Raw genomic sequence first — 18,587 nt, forward strand, 5'->3', positions numbered from 1 at the left:
GTATCTCCTTTAAGCGCGCAAGTGCTCCGCTTTAACAACCATTTGTAGGCCGTTTGCTAACTGAACACGCACATCTTCCTTATTGATTTCAACAATGGTCGCAGCCATGTTTCCTTTACCCATGTTCACATTTACTTCTTTGCCAGCGATGAATTCGTCAGCGTTCAAAGCGCGTGTTTCTACAGGCTTTTCTACTTTTGGTGCTTTAGGCGCTTGACGACGAGGCTGTTGAGCTTTCTTCGCCTTAGGTTTCGCTTTGCCTTCTTCACGAGCTTTTTGTGCTTGTTCTTTACGACGAGCCTGAACTTTCGCTTTGCTTTCTGCAAGTGTAGCTTTAGCGTGTTCAACGTGCTCTTCTTCTAGTGTGCCACACGCGTTGCCGTCTAGGTCAACACGTTCTGCGCCAGCTTTTACGCCGTGCAGGTAACGCCATGATGATGTGTACTGTCTTAACGCTGCACGAAGCTGAGTCTTACTTACTTTTTCGTCTTCATTTAGACGTTCAGCAAGATCTTGAAAAATACCAATTTTAAGTGGCTTCGCTTCACCTTCTAGAGTAAAGCATTTAGGGAAACATTCAGCAATATATGCGATAACTTCTTTGCTGTTTTTTAACTTTTCAGTGTTTTCCATGTGGGTTCCTGGTTTTTGCGGTTTTCCGCGAGCATTAAGAAAATATTTTTACGTATTATAGAGAGATGCTTGGGAAAAACCACAGTAAGAGAATAATTTATGCCTTGTTCGCGTGCGAATTAAGCAGCTTTTCCACTTCTGCCATGAAAAATGTCAATCCGTCCTCGTCAATTTGAGAAAAACGACCAACATTTGGGCTATCAATATCAAGAACGCCCGCGATTTTTCCGCCAATCGAGAACGGAATAACGATTTCTGAGTTACTTGCAGCGTCACAAGCGATGTGACCTTCGAACTCATGAACATCATGAATGCGCTGAACTGTATTCGTCGCAACCGCAGTTCCACACACACCACGCCCGACCGGAATTCGCACACAAGCAGGTTGACCTTGGAAAGGGCCCAGTACAAGTTCGTCTTTTTCCTTAGCTAAATCCTGCTTCATTAAATAGAAACCCGCCCAATTCAAGTCATCCAATTCCATGAATAATAATGAACTGATATTAGCAAGATTAGCAGTTAGATCGGTTTCTGATTCAATTAATGCAACGGCTTGTTTGGTTAAGCGTTGGTAATGTTCTATTTTCATATTAACTTCCAATTAAATTGAGACTTCCATTATCAAGAGAACGCAGTAGAATGCGGCCATCAAACTAAATAGGACTTATTCTCATTACAATGAACAATTCAGAAGACACTATTAGCCGTTCTTGGTTAATAACTCAAGTAAAAAAACACAAGTCCAAATTACTGTTTGCTAACATTATTGCCATATTTGCAACTCTCATTAGTGTCCCTATCCCGTTGCTCATGCCATTAATGGTTGATGAAGTATTACTCGATAAGCCCGCTTCAGGCTTAGAGATGATGAACCACCTACTTCCATCTTCATTACAAACACCGACTGGCTATATAGCACTAACTTTGTTGTTAGTGATTATCATGCGCTCCGTTAGCCAAGCGTTGAACATTCTGCAAGGGCGTCAGTTTACGCTTGTGTCCAAAACAATTACCTATCAAATGCGCAGCAAGATGATAGATAAGCTTGGTCGCATTAGCATTAGACAATACGAAACCAAAGGCAGTGGCGGTATTAATGCTCACCTAATAACAGACATAGAGACAATAGATAAGTTCATTGGCTCGACTCTTTCTAAATTTATCATCAGCTTCCTGACCGTGTTCGGGACAGCGATCGTGCTGTTGTGGTTAGAGTGGCGTTTAGGATTGTTCATTCTACTGGTCAATCCTGTTGTTATTTATTTCTCTCGTAAACTAGGCAGCAAGGTTAAGCACCTTAAAAAGTACGAGAACCAATCTTTCGAACGTTTTCAGAATCGCTTGGTGGAAACCTTAGATGGTATTTACCAACTGCGTGCAGCGAATAAAGAACGCATTTTTCTCGATGAGCTTAAGATTCAAGCAAACCAAGTAAGAATCGATGCCGACAAATACGCTTGGCAATCTGAAGCTGCTGGCCGCGTTTCGTTTCTCCTCTTCTTGTTAGGTTTCGAGCTTTTCCGCGCTGTCGCTATGCTAATGGTTCTATTCAGTGACTTAACCATTGGTCAGATTTTTGCGGTATTTGGTTACTTGTGGTTCATGTTGGGCCCGGTTCAAGAGCTGCTAGGGATTCAATTCTCTTGGTATAGTGCAAAAGCGGCACTGCAACGCATCAACGATCTACTTCAATTAGAAGAAGAGAAGCGCCCGATTAGCAAAGTAAACCCGTTTTATGAAGATCAAGAAGTGACAGTCGACATCGAAGACGTTACATTCTCTTACACATTAGAAAACACTGTTTTAAATAGGCTATCACTACACATCCCTGCAGGTAAGAAAGTCGCTTTGGTGGGTGCGAGTGGTGGTGGTAAATCTACCTTAATCCAGTTGCTAATTGGGGTTTACCAAGCGGACTCAGGTTGCATTCGCTATAACGGTGAAACAACCGATGACATCAGCTTTGATGTAATACGCAATCAAATTGCCGTTGTTTTACAACAACCTATACTCTTTAACGACACATTAAGGCATAATCTGACCCTTGGTGCTGAATACGACGAAATGTCGTTGTGGCGTGCGCTTGAAGTCGCTCAAATGCAAGATGTCATCAAGCAACTGAGCAATGGCTTAGATACACAAATTGGTAGGAATGGCGTTCGACTGTCTGGTGGTCAACGACAACGCTTAGCAATAGCTCGTATGGTGCTGAGCAATCCTAAGTTTGTTATTCTTGATGAAGCGACATCTGCACTCGATACAGCAACAGAGTCAGCACTGCATAAAGCGTTGAGCGAGTTTTTGAAAGATCGCACAACTTTGATAGTGGCTCATCGAGTATCAGCGGTGAAACAAGCCGATCTAATCTATGTTTTAGAAGATGGACAAGTCACACAGACGGGAACACATGGTGAATTGGTTGAACAACAAGGACTCTATCAAACACTCTACGGCAGTGTGCAATCGCACGCCTGATGTTTGTGGCTCTGAGTCTTTAAGTCGGGTTACTAACCTAACTTACGTTTCAACTTGGGAGGTCGCGTGACCTCCCCATCCGTAACCAACCCTTTATCAACAAAACACCAATGCGACAGCAGCTCAGTGCGTCTTTGCCAGGGCTGCGAACTTCCCGTAGATAAAATGGACATCCCTTTAGGGAAATCAGCTTACTGCCCAAGATGCGGAACTCAGCTTTATAGAGGCGGTACCCCTAGCCTCTCTGGAAACCTAGCAATCGCAATTACCTGCTTATTGCTGTTTATCCCATCGCACTTTTTTGAATTCATCAGTATTCGCCTGATTGGCGTCATGATACCCGCGACGTTACCATCGGGTGTTTTTACCTTAATGGGCGAAGGCTTTCCTCTACTTGGTTTGCTGATCCTGTTCTGCAGTTCGATCGCTCCGTTGCTCGTGTGCACCTCGGTACTCATCACTCATGCATCACTGCGTCTTAAGATCTTTACACCCTTTCGTTATGCATTAGCCATTATTCAGACTCTCAAACATTGGATGATGTTGGATGTGTTTCTGGTAAGTTTGGCGGTCTCATGTTTCAAACTGCAAGATTACTCAGATATTTTTGTAGGCCCAGGATTGGTTGGCTTGATTCTTCTGCAACTTTTCAGCGTATTATTGGTAAGCCGTATCAGTGTGCGTCGCTACTGGGAAGCTTGGGCAAAAGAATCTGACTACTCTTTTGCTGAAAGTAAGAACATACACTGTCACAACTGCCACCTATCTCAACCGGATGGACATACTTGCGTGCGTTGTCACCATGACTTATACCACCGCAAGCCCTACTCTATACAGAAGACATGGGCTCTGCTGTTTGCCGCATCAGTGGCTATTGTGCCAGCCAACGTTATTCCGATTTCTATCCTTATAACAAACGGACAAAGGCTAGAAGACACCATAATTTCTGGTGTCGCGTCGCTGATAAATAGCGATATGTACGGCATTGCAGCGATCATTTTTATTGCCAGTATCGTCGTGCCCGTCGCGAAAATACTCGGCCTCGCGTACATCTTAATCTGTATCAAGATGAAGCGCGCCGTTTACCACAGACAACGCATGACCATCTATTTCATTGTGAAATGGGTGGGGAAATGGTCGGTGATGGACCTGTTCGTTATTTCGATCATGATGACCTTGGTCGACCGCGGGCAAATTTTAAACTTTACACCAGGTTATGGTGCAGTCGCTTTTGGCGTCGTAGTTGTTCTCACGATGCTAGCAGCGGAAAGCTTAGATCCTAGGCTAATTTGGGATAACTACACCTCTAAAGATGAGTCAGTGAATGAACAACGATAACCAATCACAAACGTCATATTCACCAGAAGTAAGGAAAAACAAAGGCATCTCCCCTTTGTGGATTCTGCCGATATTAACCGTCGCCTTAGCCGGTTGGTTGGTCATGAAATCAATACACGATGCTGGGCAACGTGTGCAAATATACTTCTCAGATGCCGCAGGTTTAGTCGCAGGTCGAACAACGATTCGTTACCAAGGCTTAGAGGTGGGTATGGTGCGCGACATCACTTTATCCAAAGATCTATCGAGCATCTATGTCGATGCAGACATCTACCCTGAAGCGAAGAAGCTACTCTCAAAAGGCACTCGTTTCTGGCTTGTAAAACCGACAGCAAGTTTGTCGGGTATCTCAGGATTAGACGCACTTGTTTCAGGTAACTATATTGCTATCCACCCGAGCGAAACCAAACAAGACCCAGAAACCATTTTCCAAGCGTTAGAATCCTCCCCTTCTGACTTACTGGCTTCTGAAGGTTTGAACATTTCACTGACGACCAAAGATCTGGGCGGCGTGTCTGTTGGCTCTCAAATCGTTTACCGTAAAATCCCAATTGGTGAGGTTTACAACTACCAGTTAAACGACAACGCGAAATCCGTTACGATTCAAGCGTCGATTAAAGATGAATACAGCCATATCATTACCGACCAAAGCCGTTTTTGGAATGTCAGTGGCTTAGGTGCCAGTATTGGCTTTTCTGGTGTTGATGTTCGCTTAGAGAGCCTAAGTGCATTGCTTGGCGGTTCAATTGCGGTCGACTCTCCAGGAGAAGGCCAACCGGTTGAGATGAATACTAAGTTCAAACTCTACCCAGATCTGAAAACAGCGGGTCGAGGTATCTCTATCAAGATTGCCGTTCCCGATGATAATAAAATCAGTGCAACGGGTGCTCCGATCATGTATCGCGGCATTGAAATCGGTCAAATCACTGATTTATCGCTAAGTGAAGGGCGTGAAAACGTCGTTGCATCTGCCGCTATCCAACCGGCATTCAGTGACTTTTTAAACAGCGGCAGTAAATTCGTTCTAGAAGAGGCTGAACTGTCGCTTACTGGCATGAAAAACATTGCCAATTTAGTGACAGGTAACTTTTTAACCTTGGTACCGGGTGAAGGTGAAAAGGCGCGTCGATTTACTGCAATCCGCAAAAATGAATTCAGTCAGGAACAAGAGAAATCCGTTGCGATTCGCTTAACGTCGAACAATTCGTTCGGGTTAGATGTCGGTACACAACTTCTCTACAAAGGCATTGCCGTTGGCTCTATCATCCATGTGGGATTAGTTGATGGTGTTGGTACGGGCTCTGATAAACACGAAGTCTTCATGGATGCACTTATCGATAATGAGTACGCGCACCTTATCAAAAGCCACAACCGTTTCTTTGTGACAGGTAGTGCGACTGCAGAGCTAACCGAATCAGGCTTGAGTGTTACGGTCCCACCAGCAAAACAGCTTCTTACCGGCTCGATTAGCTTTGTGAGTGAAGGTAAATCTGAAGCTCGAGCGGACTACCAACTTTTCCAAAGTAAGTCGTTAGCAGAAATTGCTAAGTTTAATCAGTCTGGTTCAAAGACACTTTCTTTGTTTGCCAGTGAGTTACCTTCAATTTCTAAAGGCAGTCCACTCCTCTACCGCAACCTACAAGTGGGTAGTATTTCTGATTTTCAGCTTGCCGACGGTGGCGTAAGAATCAAAGTCACAATCGAAAATCGTTACACGCACTTACTCAACAAGCACACTGTTTTCTGGAACCGATCAGGCGTTGAGGTTGATGCGTCGCTATCGGGTATCAGCATTAAAGCGGCACCAGTTAAAACCCTTATCCAAGGCGGTATTGCTTTTGACTCTCTGCCGGGAATCGACAACAAACTTGGTGACGTGTGGAAGCTTTACAAAGATTCAAAATCTGCTCGAAAATTTGGCCGCGCGATTACTATCACCTCTTCTGGCGATCAAGAAGTCAACAAGGGCATGGCGATCAAATATCAAGGTGTCACTGTTGGTGAGGTTACTTTGGTGATTCCGAACTTCAACAAGGGCGGCATTGAAATTACTGCGCGTATTTTACCTGAGTACGTCGACAAGATTGCCGTGACGAACAGTCACTTCTGGTTGGCAGAACCTGAGATTGGCCTTAATGGCATCAAAAACGTCTCTGCGCTGCTCTCTAAACACATCAACGTAGACCCGGGCAAAGGTGAAAGAAACACGAAATTTGAGCTTAGCAAAGGACCTGTGCAGCCTGAAGGCAAGATATTCCAACTGCAAAGCGAAACGCGCGGCTCAGTATCTGAAGGTACACCTATCCTATTCCGTGAACTAGAAATTGGCAGTGTTATAGATGTTCAGCTGGGCGAGTTTGCTGATCGCATCATATCTACGATTCAAATAGAACCTGACTACGCGTATCTAATCCGCGCAAACACCGTGTTCTGGAACGTGTCGGGCGTCGATGTCTCTATCGGCCTGTCAGGCGCAAACATCAAAGCCGGAACGGTAGACAGCTTGTTAAGAGGTGGTATTACATTCTCAACGCCACCGACAAATGAACTTCAACCAGTAGCAAGCGAAGATCAGTCTTTCTACCTCTATCCTCAAGCCGAAGATGAGTGGAAATCATGGAGAACCGCAATTCCTCGTCCATAGAGTGAACTCTCTGACGTTTCTGGAAGATTAATTCTTCATCAAAATGCAGCCATTAGGCTGCATTTTTGTTGTTTGCTGCAAATATGGTTTAGGACGGCCTCATTTTGCTTTAAACTCCCCGCATTAATGCAATAAATCGAGATACTCTTTTGCACGCTAACGTATATATTCCTGAAGAATTCCTAACGCACATCGAAGCAATCATGCCTAGTCATCTAGATATGGCTTCTTTTGTTGCGTCATGCCAAAAACCACTTCGTAAAAGTATTCGAATCAACACATTGAAAATCAGTGTTGAAGACTTCCTAGTACGAGCAAAAGAGAAAGGCTGGGAACTGGAACCTGTACCTTGGTGTGCAACGGGCTTTTGGATTACAGCGGACGAAAGTGAAGCGCCACTAGGTAATACGGCAGAACACATGTCTGGTCTTTTCTACATCCAAGAAGCCAGCTCGATGATGCCACCCTCGGCACTTTTCCAAGGCGAAGCTGATTACCAAGCGGTGCTAGACACTGCGGCTGCACCCGGCTCTAAAACAACGCAAATCGCTGCGCTAATGAATAATCGCGGTGTATTGGTTGCCAATGAGTATGCAGCAAGCCGTGTGAAAGTCCTTCACGCTAACATCGAACGTTGTGGCGTTCGTAATGCCGCTCTAAGTAACTTTGACGGTCGAGTTTTTGGTGGTTGGTTACCAGAACAGTTTGATGCTGTGTTGCTAGACGCACCCTGCTCTGGCGAAGGCACCATTCGTAAAGATGCCGATGCGATGAAGAACTGGACGTATCAATCAGTGGTCGACATTGCCGACACGCAAAAAGATCTGATTGAAAGTGCATTCCATGCTCTTAAACCTAATGGTGTTTTGGTTTACTCAACGTGTACGCTTAGCACCGAAGAGAACCAACAAGTGTGTCATCACCTAAAAGAAACCTTTGGTGATGCGGTTGAATTCGAATCTCTGGAATCACTATTCGACAACGCAACAGCAACCACGACAGAAGAAGGCTTTCTTCACATCTTCCCACAGGTCTATGACTCTGAAGGTTTCTTTGTTGCACGTATCCGTAAACTAGCGTCTGTTACTCCACCAGAAGTTAAAAAACGTATGGGTAAATTCCCATTTGAAAAAGCATCAAAGAAAACTCAGCAAGAAGTCGCTGAACAACTAATGAGTACTCTCGATATCGAATTGCCAAGCGATACTCAGGTTTGGATTCGCGACAAAGACGTTTGGCTATTCCCAGAAGCGCTAGAGCCGATGATCGGTGAGTTCCGTTTTTCTCGCATGGGAATCAAGATCGCTGAAACCCATAAAAAAGGTTACCGCTGGCAGCACCAAGTAGCGACAACGCTCGCAACAGGTAATGAAGCTAATGTTGTAGAGCTTAGTATTGAAGATGCTCGTGAATGGTTCATGGGCCGCGATGTTCGCCCTGAAAACTTGTCAGGAAAAGGTGAAGTGCTAGTGAAGTACAATGGTGCAATCATCGGCCTTGGTAAGTGGGTTGGCAACCGAGTGAAGAACGGTTTACCACGCGAACTCGTGCGCGATAAGAACCTTTTCTAAAAGCGTTCGCACTGAATACACCTTAATAAACAAAAAGCCCAAACAACGTTAATTGTTTGGGCTTTTTCTATTCTATCGGCCATATAAGTCAGTGTGCGAGCGCTTGTAAATCAACAGCTAATTATATAAATATCAATTCAAGTCACTATTTCCAAAAAGAAAAATCGCACTTTAGAGAATCTAAACTAGACTTCAATCTAACAGTCAAAAGATTAAAACGATTAGCGTAGGCTCTTCGGAACCCTTTCCCCTAAGCCCAAACAGGAAGGTTTGGGCTTTTTTTTGACCGACAGGCTCGCTTACTTAACTAAGCTGATACCTTCTTTGTCGATAGTGATCTTGCCAGATTTGTATAGACCACCAATTGTCTTCTTGAACGTACCTTTGCTGGTTCTGAATGCAGAGAAAATAACTTCAGGAGAAGACTTATCATTCAAAGGCAGGTAACCGCCTTTCTTCTCAAGCAGGTCAAGAACCTTAATGCTTAGGTCATCCATCTTAGCCACACCAACCTTCTGAAGAGACAAATCAATCTTACCGTCTTCTTCACGAACGTTTTTAATGTAGCCTTTTAGTGTTTTACCAATGAACAGCTTACCGATGATGTCAGATGGGAAAATCATACCCCAGTGTTCACCGTTCACGATCGCTTTGTAACCTAACTGGCTGCGCTCAGCGATAATGAGATCGACTTGCTCATTTTGCTTATAAGTCGCAGGCGTGTTGTCTAACCATTTGTTGAACTTCGTTGTACCAACGATACGGCTCGATGCTTTATCGATATACACATATACTAAGATTGACTGACCTTCGTTTAAACGGCCACGCTGCTCGCTGAAAGGAACAAGAAGGTCTTTACCTTTCACGCCCCAGCTCATGAATGCACCAGTGCTGTTAACACCTTCAACCGTCATCAAACCAAACTGGCCTACTTGAGCTATTGGTTTTTCAGTCGTTGCAGCGATCTGGTTGTCAGAATCTATGTATAAGAAAACATCTAGCTTTTGACCAATTTCAACACCTTCAGGAGTAAATCGTTTCGGCAGCAACACGGTTCCATAGTCGCTCGCGTCAAGGAATACACCGAAGTCTGCTTGTTTTACTACTTCTAAGTTGTTTATTTGACCAATATTAATCATCAAGGTTGTCTCTACTTTAAATTTGGCGGAGATTATACGTGATCTCTGATATGCTTTCGCTAGTTTCATTCATATTTTTACATTCTAGGAGACATCGTTGATCACCGTTGATAAACAAGATGCGATAACACTTAAAATTAACCATGCCATGGCTAAGACCAAAAAGCTCGACATGGACGTTTATCTATTCATTCCCGGTGAACTTGGACTGACTCCTGAAGTGCTTTCTGAAAGTGCCTTTTTCTACAGCTCAATCACTCAAAAACGTGCCTACTATAGTGACAAAACACTTTTACCTTTGGTACACAGTCGCTTGGCAAAACGTGGACGCTTATCTACAACACAGTATCGTGTCAGTTTGAGTCTGTTTGCCTACCAATATGTTATCGCGTTAGATAAAGCAGTCAGCAGCTTAAATAAAACTGATAGTGACGACGTAACGGCTGATGAAGTAGATGAAGTCATTGAATTGGCTTTAGATATCTTGAAGAAGCTACGCCGAAGCATCCCTTACGAAGAAAATCTCAAGCGCTACTACGCTAATATCGATAACTACCTATCTTGGTATACCGAGCAAAAGTTCCTATCGCTAGTTTCACACATGCCACGAGGTAGTGAGTATTCAACGATTAAAGAACGACTCTTAACGCTTTGTGATAAAGAGACCGCGCACCGTAAACTGAACCGCTACAACTCAGCAAGAGTTCGAGAGGACGTTACCCGCTTGAGTAACAAGATGCGTTTGCTGCGTCGTTTGATTGAACACCCTATCGTGCTTAAAGAAAAGACAACGTCGATGGGTAAGAACGTTAAGCGTGCCGTGAAAGGCATCGCGACCGGTTTGGTGATGGTTGTCGTGACCACTACTGTGATCTTGGCTCGTGACTTTCTTGGTGAGATTACCGCCTCTTTCATCGTGGCAATGTCTTTCATTTACGCACTGCGTGAGATCTTTAAAGATGACTTGAGAGACATCCTTTGGCGCTGGCTGCGTAAAGGCAAGCCAAAATGGAAGCGTCGTTACTATGATCCAACGACCAACAAGTCAGTAGGCCATAAACTGGAATGGTTGGACTACGCAAATTTTTCTAAGCTTGCAGATCGCATTCAGTCGATCCGTAAAAAGCGTGTGGTACAACGTGAAGAGCAAATCTTGCATTACCGCTCTCATACTGAGATGTCGACATCGACCTTTATGAGTGGTTATGAGGAGACTCGTGAAACGTTATCGATCAGCCTCAGAGCGCTGACACGGTTGATGGATAAAGGCTCAAACAAGATCTACCGCTTGAATGAAGGACAAGTGAGCCGCGAATCAGTAGAAAAGCGTCATCTTCTCAACCTGATCATTAAAGAGAACAACCATGATAACGAACCAACCTACTACCGTTGGAAGATCGTTATGAACCGTTCAAAAATAGTTGATATTGAGCAGATCACTCAAGAGTCATAGAGCCGTTATAAAGTTCTCTATAACGGTATGTGGAAACCATTCACATACCGTTGTTTTATCTCTTCAACGTTACCCATGACTTCTAAACCAAAATCTATTATTTAATCGCTATTTTCTTGAAGGGACTTTCTTAATTGAAAGCGTAAGCGTGAACTCCGCCATCGGCTCGTCACCATGTAAAGATGGGCAAGTCGCGATAATGGTTACGGGTTGATTGACCCGTTCTCCGGTCGACATGGTTTCTGCCAGCATAGTGTTGATCAGCTCACCGTCGTTACAAGTGAAATGCACATCACCTTCAGGGCGCTTCAAAAAGTTACCCGTCACCTCTTTAAAAGCCAACGAGATCTTTTCACCTTGCTGCTGAGATTTGCTCATCGCAAGAAACCCACCCGCGACATCCGCACCTACAGCCAAAACGCCAAAGTACATACTGTTAAGGTGATTCTTAGTACGCCTTCTAAGCGGGATTTTCACTTCAACATGTTGGTTGTCCAACGCGAGTAGTTTTGGTCGGCACAACCAGATAAGTGGGACTTTGAAAAAGCCAAACATGCTTAAGTAGAAATTTGCTTTTTGTAGAGGGGTCAACATTCGGATTACCTAGTCAAATCAGTCATCAGACCAGTTAATCGATTAGCGATAGAGATGTCAAAAAAATGTTACAAAAAAGAGATATCATCGCATAATGATATCTCTTTCATTCTCAAAGCTTTAGCGCTTCAAATAAACGGATAGAGCCAGTTGACTTACTAAGACAACAAACCGATTTATGCAGTCACGACCGTTTCTACGCCTTCAAGATCAGCTATGTAACCTTGTAGACGTGGGTAATCCACTAAGCCTTGAGTTACTAGCAGCACTGGCTTCTTCGCGTTCAGGGTTGCTTTAACAATCATATCCAACAAAGTAATGACCGCCTCATTTTGTGGATCAAAAGCGTGTTGCTGAGCTTCATTGTGTTTGTCTACGCCTAAAGTGAAAGACGCTAAGCTATCAACGTTTACCACTACACCATCGAAGTAATGCAGTAAACGTTCGCTCAGTAGCACTGCAGACGGCACATCGCACGAGAACAGTACTTTCAAACCGTTAAGGCCGCGTGGTAGCCCTTGCTCGGCAAGCAGGTCAATAATCTTAGCGGCATCGCTTAACGCACGAACGTAAGGCACAACTACTTCAACGTTGATGCCCTGCTCACGTAATGCCTTAATAACCTGACATTCTAAAGCGAAAGCCTTGCTGTATTCTGGTGTCGCGTAACGAGCAACGCCACGAACACCTAGTGCAGGGTTAATCTCTTCTGCTTCACAGTTCCCGCCAAGCAGCGAACGGAATCCATAGCTGTCTGCACTGCTTAATGCGATACGAACAGAAGTGTGATTTGGCTGAACGGCAGCTTGAATGGCAATCACTAAGGTCGAAACAAAATGCTCATCGACTGTTTTATCGCCAAGGATCGCTTCTAAAGACGTTTTTTCAATATCAGTCAAAGTATCTAAGTGACTCTCGATACTTGGGTGATAAAAGACACGATCCATCACCAATTCTGATAGTGAAACGTATAAGTGGTTGGAATTATTATTATCGTTATAAGAAGGCAGCACATCACCTACGACGAGTTCTGGGTGCAAAGTGCTTTGATTTTCTTGAGTCATTGCTGCTCCAGCATTTTTATGTTGTGTTCAAACGAAAATACCGATAGCTGCCTGTTAATACAAGTGAAAATCCCTTATTTGACGCTGGCCTGCTGATAAAAATAAGAATATTAGCAATAACTGAGATAACTTTGACTCAATAGAGTTTATTCCTCTGTTCAATTCCGTTATCTTAACCACTTCGCAATAGAATAAAAAAGCTATCACATGCCATTAAAAACTGATGAGTTGAGAACCCAAGCTCTGGGTCCTATGCCAACTCCTGCCGAACTAGGCAATGCACACCCTATTACTGACGACGTTGCTGAGCGCATTAAAAATTCTCGCCGCCAAATCGAAGATATCCTAACTGGTCGTGATAACCGCCTATTAGTTATCGTAGGCCCTTGCTCTGTTCACGATACAGATGCGGCACTTGATTACGCTGAGCGCCTAAGCAAAATTCAAGACCAGTACAAAGATGAACTGTTCGTTGTAATGAGAACCTACTTCGAGAAGCCTCGTACTGTTGTAGGTTGGAAGGGTTTGATTACAGATCCTAACCTTGATGGTTCATACGCACTTGAAACAGGCTTGAACAAAGCTCGTAAGCTTCTGCTAGATATCAACAAGCTTGGCCTAGCTACCGCGACTGAATTCCTTGATATGATCACAGGTCAGTACATTGCAGACCTTATCACTTGGGGTGCGATTGGCGCTCGTACAACTGAATCTCAGATTCACCGTGAAATGGCTTCTGCACTGTCTTGCCCTGTTGGCTTCAAGAACGCGACCAACGGCAACATCAAGATTGCTATCGATGCAATTCGTGCAGCACATGCTTCACACTACTTCTACTCTCCAGATAAGAACGGCCGCATGACGGTTTACCGTACTTCTGGCAACCCATACGGTCACGTTATTCTACGTGGTGGCGATAAAGGCCCTAACTTCGACGCTGAATCTGTAGATACTGCATGTAAGCAACTGGCTGAATTCGATCTACCTCAACGTTTGGTTGTAGACTTTAGCCACGCTAACTGTCAGAAGCAACACCGTAAGCAGTTAGAAGTTGCACAAGACATTTGTGAGCAAATTAAATCTAACAAGAACCAAATTGCAGGCATTATGGCAGAGAGCTTCATTATTGAAGGCAACCAGCCAATGACAGACATTAACAACCTAGAATATGGCAAGTCGATTACTGACCCATGCCTAAGCTGGGAAGATACTGCAACAATGCTAGACATGCTTGCAACAGCAATTAAAGATAGAAACTTAGCTTAAGGAAACAACACAATGCCATCATTTGACATTATCTCTGAAGTAGAAGCAGTAGAACTGCGTAACGCAGTAGACAACGCAAACCGTGAACTATCGACTCGTTTCGATTTCCGCGGCGTTGACGCAAGCTTTGATTACAAAGATGAATCAGTAAAATTGACTGCTCAAGACGATTTTCAACTGAAGCAAATGCGCGATATCCTTCGCAGCAACCTAACGAAGCGTAATGTTGATCCTAACGCGATGGAAGCGAAAGCGGCAGACCAAACAGGTCGCACTTGGCACCAAACGGTTATCTTTAAGCAAGGCATTGAAACTGATGTCGCTAAGAAGATCGTTAAGCTAATCAAAGACAACAAAGTTAAAGTTCAAGCTTCTATCCAAGGCGACAAAGTTCGTGTTACTGGTAAGAAGCGTGATGACCTACAAGCTGTTATGGCTCTAGTTCGCGGCGGTGAACTTGGTCAACCTTTCCAGTTTGACAACTTCCGCGACTAATTTTTGAGTTTGAGTGACCGCCGATTTGGGTTGCTCATTCATCAGCACAATGTCGTGTTTGAAATAGCAAAAAGCCACTTCTTTTGAAGTGGCTTTTTATTTATCTGGTCCAGCTTTAGTTTTATTCCGAGCCTCTAGCCGATTTCAAACAACCAGAAAGCTCTCATTTCAACTAGAAGCAATTACCTCAACTGAGTACTTGGGCTGCTGACAATTTTAGGTCTTTGCCGACCAACAGATTAAACTCTACGCTTGCTGGTGGAATAAACACACACACTCGTAATTTCTCTGCTCTTGCTTGCTCAAGCTTTGTTGATAGCTCTCCGCTGTTGGCGTAGCTCTCTCTTTCTGCATCTCGGCGGCACAGGTCGATAAATTCAAATGGACAATCGCTCGGTGAAAGTACGAGCTCTGCCTCCTGCATCAAACGTAAAGCCTTCATAGACAACAGCTCGACATCTTGCTCGAATTCAATCCAAGTGACCTGCCCTTCGCCATCAATGCCTTCGGTTAGCGCTTGCTGGTAGTAAGACTCTAACTGCTCTCTGTCATTCACCTGCTCGATAAAGCTGGATGACAAGAAACGCTCCCAAAATTTACGACGCTCGTCGACGGTTGGGAATGACTCTTTGATTGAATTGCGTTTTGATGCACCGAAGTCTGCTATCAAACCTATGTTTTGTGGCAATACCGTTTCGAGTTTTTCTCTGATATTTCTTACTAAAACAGGTGATGCCCCGCCACTAGAGATGGCAATTTGGATTCTGCCGCGATTTATCATCGAAGGTGTGATGAAGTCGCAGTAAGGAAGATCGTCAACCACATTGACTAAAATGCCCAGTTTTTTCGCATCATTATACACTTGGTGATTCAAGCTTGGGTTGTCTGTTGTGGCCCAAACCTGCAAGTAATTTTTCGATATGATCTGTGACGAGTAAAAGTTTTGAACCCAGTGAAGCTTGTTCTCGTCCACAAGCTGCTTTAAGTAAGGCGCTACCTTGGGAGACACCAAAGTCACATCCGCTCCCGCTCGTAGTAAGCTATCGACTTTACGGCAAGCAACCTCACCCCCACCAACCACTAAGATTGGCTTATTTTCTACATCCAAAAACATTGGGAAATAACGCATGTTCTTCCTTGAGACTACTTCAATAACTATTCAGCCATGCTACCAAATTTGGAGCATATTCATAACTATCGAAGTGTAATAAAAATATTTATTGACCAAATTTCAACATTTCTTAAGTTTAATATTTCATCATTGTGATGTTTATTCAGAATATTTATCTAGTCGATTATCAATATAAAAATCTAAATCTCGTTGCACCAACAGTGTGAACCGTTGCACTATTTACATTCACTTAACATTTGGTCATTCTAATTGTGTTCGGATTTGTGATTTCATTCAAAATTCTTTTTAAATTATACATTTGTGAAACTACGGATCCTTTCCTAACCTTATAAACAGTTGTTTAAATCGCACACAGTTTCATTTGCAAAATGCAACTCGTTTAATTTGAACAACAAGGTCATAGAAAACGCAACACATAAGAGAAACTCAAACGAGCACGAGTATCAGGTGTCACCTGGTTAACAAGGAAGGATACAAATGACAAATAAACTAACACTTCTTGCTTCAGTAGTAGCTGCATCAACTGCGATGATGGCAACATCGGCATCAGCGGCAGAAAGCACTCTGGACAAAGTCACATCTCAAGGATTTCTAACTTGTGGTGTAAGTACCGGTCTTCCAGGGTTCTCTAACCCTAACTCAAAAGGTGAATGGGAAGGAATTGATGTTGAGTATTGTCAAGCTCTTGCAGCGGCTGTACTCGGTGACAAGACTAAAGTTAAGTATGTACCTCTAACAGCAAAAGAGCGTTTTACTGCGCTTCAATCTGGCGAAATCGACGTACTATCTCGTAACACAACATGGACATTACATCGTGACACTGCTCTAGGTCTGAACTTCGTAGGCGTTAACTACTACGATGGTCAAGGCTTCATGGTTAAGAAAGAACTTGGCCTAACAAGTGCTCAAGAGCTTGATGGCGCTTCTGTATGTGTTCAATCAGGTACAACAACTGAACTTAACCTAGCCGATTACTTCCGTAACAGTGGCATGTCTTACAAGCCAGTGGTATTCGATACGGCAGCACAAACATCGAAAGGTTTCGACGCAGGTCGTTGTGACGTACTAACAACTGACCAATCTGGTCTATACGCACTTCGCCTAAACCTAGCTGATCCTAAATCTGCAGAAGTACTTCCTGAAATCATCTCTAAAGAGCCTCTAGGCCCTGTTGTTCGTCAAGATGATGATCAATGGTTTAACGTTGCTAAGTGGACACTTTCAGCAATGATTAACGCGGAAGAATACGGCATCTCTTCTAAAAATGCAGACGAAATGCTTAAGTCAAAAGATCCAAACATCAAACGTATTCTTGGTGTAGACGGTCCTAAAGGTAAAGGCCTTGGCATTCGCGACGACTGGGGTTACCAAGTAATTAAGCAAGTTGGTAACTACGGTGAGAGTTTTGAGCGTACTGTTGGTACAGGTTCTCCACTTCAAATCTCTCGTGGTGTAAATGCATTATGGAATGCGGGCGGCTTTATGTACGCTCCACCAATCCGTTAATAAATTTTCAAGCATCAATTAGGGCGGAGTTTTCCGCCCTATTTATTAAATGGATTTGAGGTTATAGTAGTATGAAACCTAATGAAACTATTTCTCCAGCTCAGGCAAAGCCACAGCCCAAAAGTGCCAACTTATTTTACAACCCCACTTTTCGCTCCATCATTTTCCAAATTATCGCCGTCGGGGCGCTTTGTGCTTTCTTTTACACGATTGTAAATAATGCACTCACAAACTTAGATTCCCGTGGTATCACCACTGGTTTTGATTTTCTCTCACAAGAAGCTGGTTTTGGTATCGGCTTAACACTGATTGAATACGACGAGACCTACTCATACGGTCGTACATTCTTTATCGGTCTTCTCAATACCGCTTTGGTTTCAGTACTCGGCATCATGCTAGCGACAGTGCTGGGCTTTAGTATGGGTATCGCTAGGCTCTCTTCAAACTGGCTAGTTAGCCGATTTGCAGCTGTCTACATTGAGATATTCCGAAATATCCCTCTGCTATTACAAATCTTTTTCTGGTATTTCGCCGTTCTACAAGCCTTGCCTTCTGCTCGTCAAAGTATGAGTCTAGGTGAAGCAATTTTCTTGAACGTACGCGGGTTGTACTTCCCTGCTCCAGTCTTTGAGCAAGGCAGTAGCATTGTCATCGCATCATTGATTGTCGGTATTATCGCTACGTTTATTATCAACATCTGGGCTAAGAACAGACAGAAACTGACCGGCCAACAAACACCGATGTTGCGAATTGCCGCTGCGTTGATTTTAGGCTTACCGTTGATAACTTACTTTGTTATGGGCATGCCTATCTCTGCAGATTACCCTGTGTTGAAAGGGTTTAACTTCAAGGGTGGTGTTACGATAATCCCTGAGCTTGCTGCATTGATGCTCGCTTTAAGTATCTATACAGCAGCGTTCATTGCTGAGATTGTTCGTTCAGGTATTAACGCGGTAAACCATGGGCAAACTGAGGCTGCGATGTCTCTAGGCATCCCACGTTCTAGAACTCTAAAGCTTGTCATTATTCCACAAGCATTAAGAATCATTATCCCACCACTAACCAGTCAGTATCTAAACCTGACCAAAAACTCATCACTTGCGATGGCCATTGGTTATCCTGATCTTGTCTCTGTATTTGCAGGAACAACACTTAACCAAACTGGACAAGCTATCGAAGTAATCGCGATGACAATGGGCGTCTACCTAACCTTGAGCCTATTAACGTCCGCTCTAATGAACATATACAACCGCAAAGTAGCGTTGGTGGAGAGATAA

General features: G+C 43.7%; 15 protein-coding genes. 9 read left to right on the forward strand and 6 right to left on the reverse strand.

All coding sequences use genetic code 11. From position 1 onward, the window contains the following. Positions 1 to 9 precede the first annotated feature (9 nt). Entirely contained in the window at positions 10 to 633 is a 624-nt protein-coding gene (gene proQ, locus AB6D58_RS08250; RefSeq protein WP_017057223.1) for an RNA chaperone ProQ, read from the reverse strand. Between the two features lie 97 nt (positions 634 to 730). Continuing rightward, the gene (locus AB6D58_RS08255) at positions 731 to 1,222 is read right to left on the reverse strand and encodes a GAF domain-containing protein (protein WP_017059689.1); all 492 of its coding nucleotides are present in this window, start codon (positions 1,220 to 1,222) and stop codon (positions 731 to 733) included. A gap of 89 nt (positions 1,223 to 1,311) precedes the next feature. Between AB6D58_RS08255 and AB6D58_RS08260 the strand changes: the two genes are divergently transcribed. The 4 genes from AB6D58_RS08260 to rsmF all read left to right on the forward strand — a co-directional run bounded on the left by AB6D58_RS08260 (position 1,312) and on the right by rsmF (position 8,661). Beyond that, positions 1,312 to 3,108, forward strand: coding sequence for an ABC transporter ATP-binding protein (locus AB6D58_RS08260; protein WP_372156944.1), 1,797 nt, complete (start codon positions 1,312 to 1,314; stop codon positions 3,106 to 3,108). Between the two features lie 54 nt (positions 3,109 to 3,162). After that, a complete protein-coding gene (locus AB6D58_RS08265) occupies positions 3,163 to 4,446 on the forward strand; it encodes a PqiA/YebS family transporter subunit (RefSeq protein WP_372156946.1) in 1,284 nt (427 codons plus the stop codon). After that, positions 4,433 to 7,090, forward strand: coding sequence for an MlaD family protein (locus AB6D58_RS08270; protein ID WP_372156948.1), 2,658 nt, complete (start codon positions 4,433 to 4,435; stop codon positions 7,088 to 7,090). Before AB6D58_RS08265 ends, AB6D58_RS08270 begins: the two co-directional genes overlap by 14 nt. Positions 7,091 to 7,239: 149 nt before the next feature. Next, the gene (rsmF, locus tag AB6D58_RS08275) at positions 7,240 to 8,661 is read left to right on the forward strand and encodes a 16S rRNA (cytosine(1407)-C(5))-methyltransferase RsmF (protein WP_372156950.1); all 1,422 of its coding nucleotides are present in this window, start codon (positions 7,240 to 7,242) and stop codon (positions 8,659 to 8,661) included. Positions 8,662 to 8,960: 299 nt separating this feature from the next. Here the strand turns inward: rsmF and AB6D58_RS08280 are convergent, their stop codons facing one another. Further along, positions 8,961 to 9,869 carry a S1 RNA-binding domain-containing protein gene (locus AB6D58_RS08280; RefSeq protein ID WP_372150400.1) on the reverse strand — a complete coding sequence of 303 codons (909 nt, stop codon included), beginning with the start codon at positions 9,867 to 9,869 and terminating at the stop codon, positions 8,961 to 8,963. Positions 9,870 to 9,897: 28 nt separating this feature from the next. Here AB6D58_RS08280 and AB6D58_RS08285 point away from each other — a divergent pair, with 28 nt between their 5' ends. Next, positions 9,898 to 11,253: a hypothetical protein gene (locus AB6D58_RS08285; RefSeq protein WP_017063834.1), complete on the forward strand. Its 1,356-nt coding sequence runs from the start codon at positions 9,898 to 9,900 to the stop codon at positions 11,251 to 11,253. A gap of 108 nt (positions 11,254 to 11,361) precedes the next feature. Here AB6D58_RS08285 and AB6D58_RS08290 read toward each other — a convergent pair whose 3' ends face one another. Together AB6D58_RS08290 and AB6D58_RS08295 are read right to left on the reverse strand one after the other, a co-directional pair. Next, on the reverse strand, positions 11,362 to 11,847 hold the full coding sequence (locus AB6D58_RS08290; RefSeq protein ID WP_017059696.1) for a PaaI family thioesterase: 486 nt from the start codon (positions 11,845 to 11,847) through the stop codon (positions 11,362 to 11,364). Between the two features lie 176 nt (positions 11,848 to 12,023). Beyond that, positions 12,024 to 12,911 (reverse strand): putative PEP-binding protein, encoded by an 888-nt coding sequence (locus AB6D58_RS08295; RefSeq protein ID WP_372156952.1) that lies wholly within the window; start codon positions 12,909 to 12,911, stop codon positions 12,024 to 12,026. Between the two features lie 207 nt (positions 12,912 to 13,118). Here AB6D58_RS08295 and AB6D58_RS08300 point away from each other — a divergent pair, with 207 nt between their 5' ends. Together AB6D58_RS08300 and AB6D58_RS08305 are read left to right on the forward strand one after the other, a co-directional pair. Then, positions 13,119 to 14,177: a 3-deoxy-7-phosphoheptulonate synthase gene (locus AB6D58_RS08300; RefSeq protein ID WP_017059698.1), complete on the forward strand. Its 1,059-nt coding sequence runs from the start codon at positions 13,119 to 13,121 to the stop codon at positions 14,175 to 14,177. 12 nt (positions 14,178 to 14,189) lie between these two features. Then, the gene (locus AB6D58_RS08305; protein ID WP_017063832.1) at positions 14,190 to 14,672 is read left to right on the forward strand and encodes a YajQ family cyclic di-GMP-binding protein; all 483 of its coding nucleotides are present in this window, start codon (positions 14,190 to 14,192) and stop codon (positions 14,670 to 14,672) included. 187 nt (positions 14,673 to 14,859) lie between these two features. On the opposite strand, the gene AB6D58_RS08310 is transcribed toward AB6D58_RS08305, so the two are convergent. Then, positions 14,860 to 15,801: an NAD(P)-dependent oxidoreductase gene (locus AB6D58_RS08310; RefSeq protein ID WP_372156954.1), complete on the reverse strand. Its 942-nt coding sequence runs from the start codon at positions 15,799 to 15,801 to the stop codon at positions 14,860 to 14,862. Positions 15,802 to 16,281: 480 nt separating this feature from the next. Here AB6D58_RS08310 and AB6D58_RS08315 point away from each other — a divergent pair, with 480 nt between their 5' ends. Further along, positions 16,282 to 17,310 carry an amino acid ABC transporter substrate-binding protein gene (locus AB6D58_RS08315; RefSeq protein ID WP_017059701.1) on the forward strand — a complete coding sequence of 343 codons (1,029 nt, stop codon included), beginning with the start codon at positions 16,282 to 16,284 and terminating at the stop codon, positions 17,308 to 17,310. A 71-nt stretch (positions 17,311 to 17,381) separates the two neighbouring features. Further along, positions 17,382 to 18,587 carry an amino acid ABC transporter permease gene (locus AB6D58_RS08320; protein ID WP_017063829.1) on the forward strand — a complete coding sequence of 402 codons (1,206 nt, stop codon included), beginning with the start codon at positions 17,382 to 17,384 and terminating at the stop codon, positions 18,585 to 18,587.

Source organism: Vibrio sp. 10N.239.312.D08 (genome assembly GCF_041466145.1).
Lineage (GTDB): Bacteria > Pseudomonadota > Gammaproteobacteria > Enterobacterales > Vibrionaceae > Vibrio > Vibrio crassostreae_C.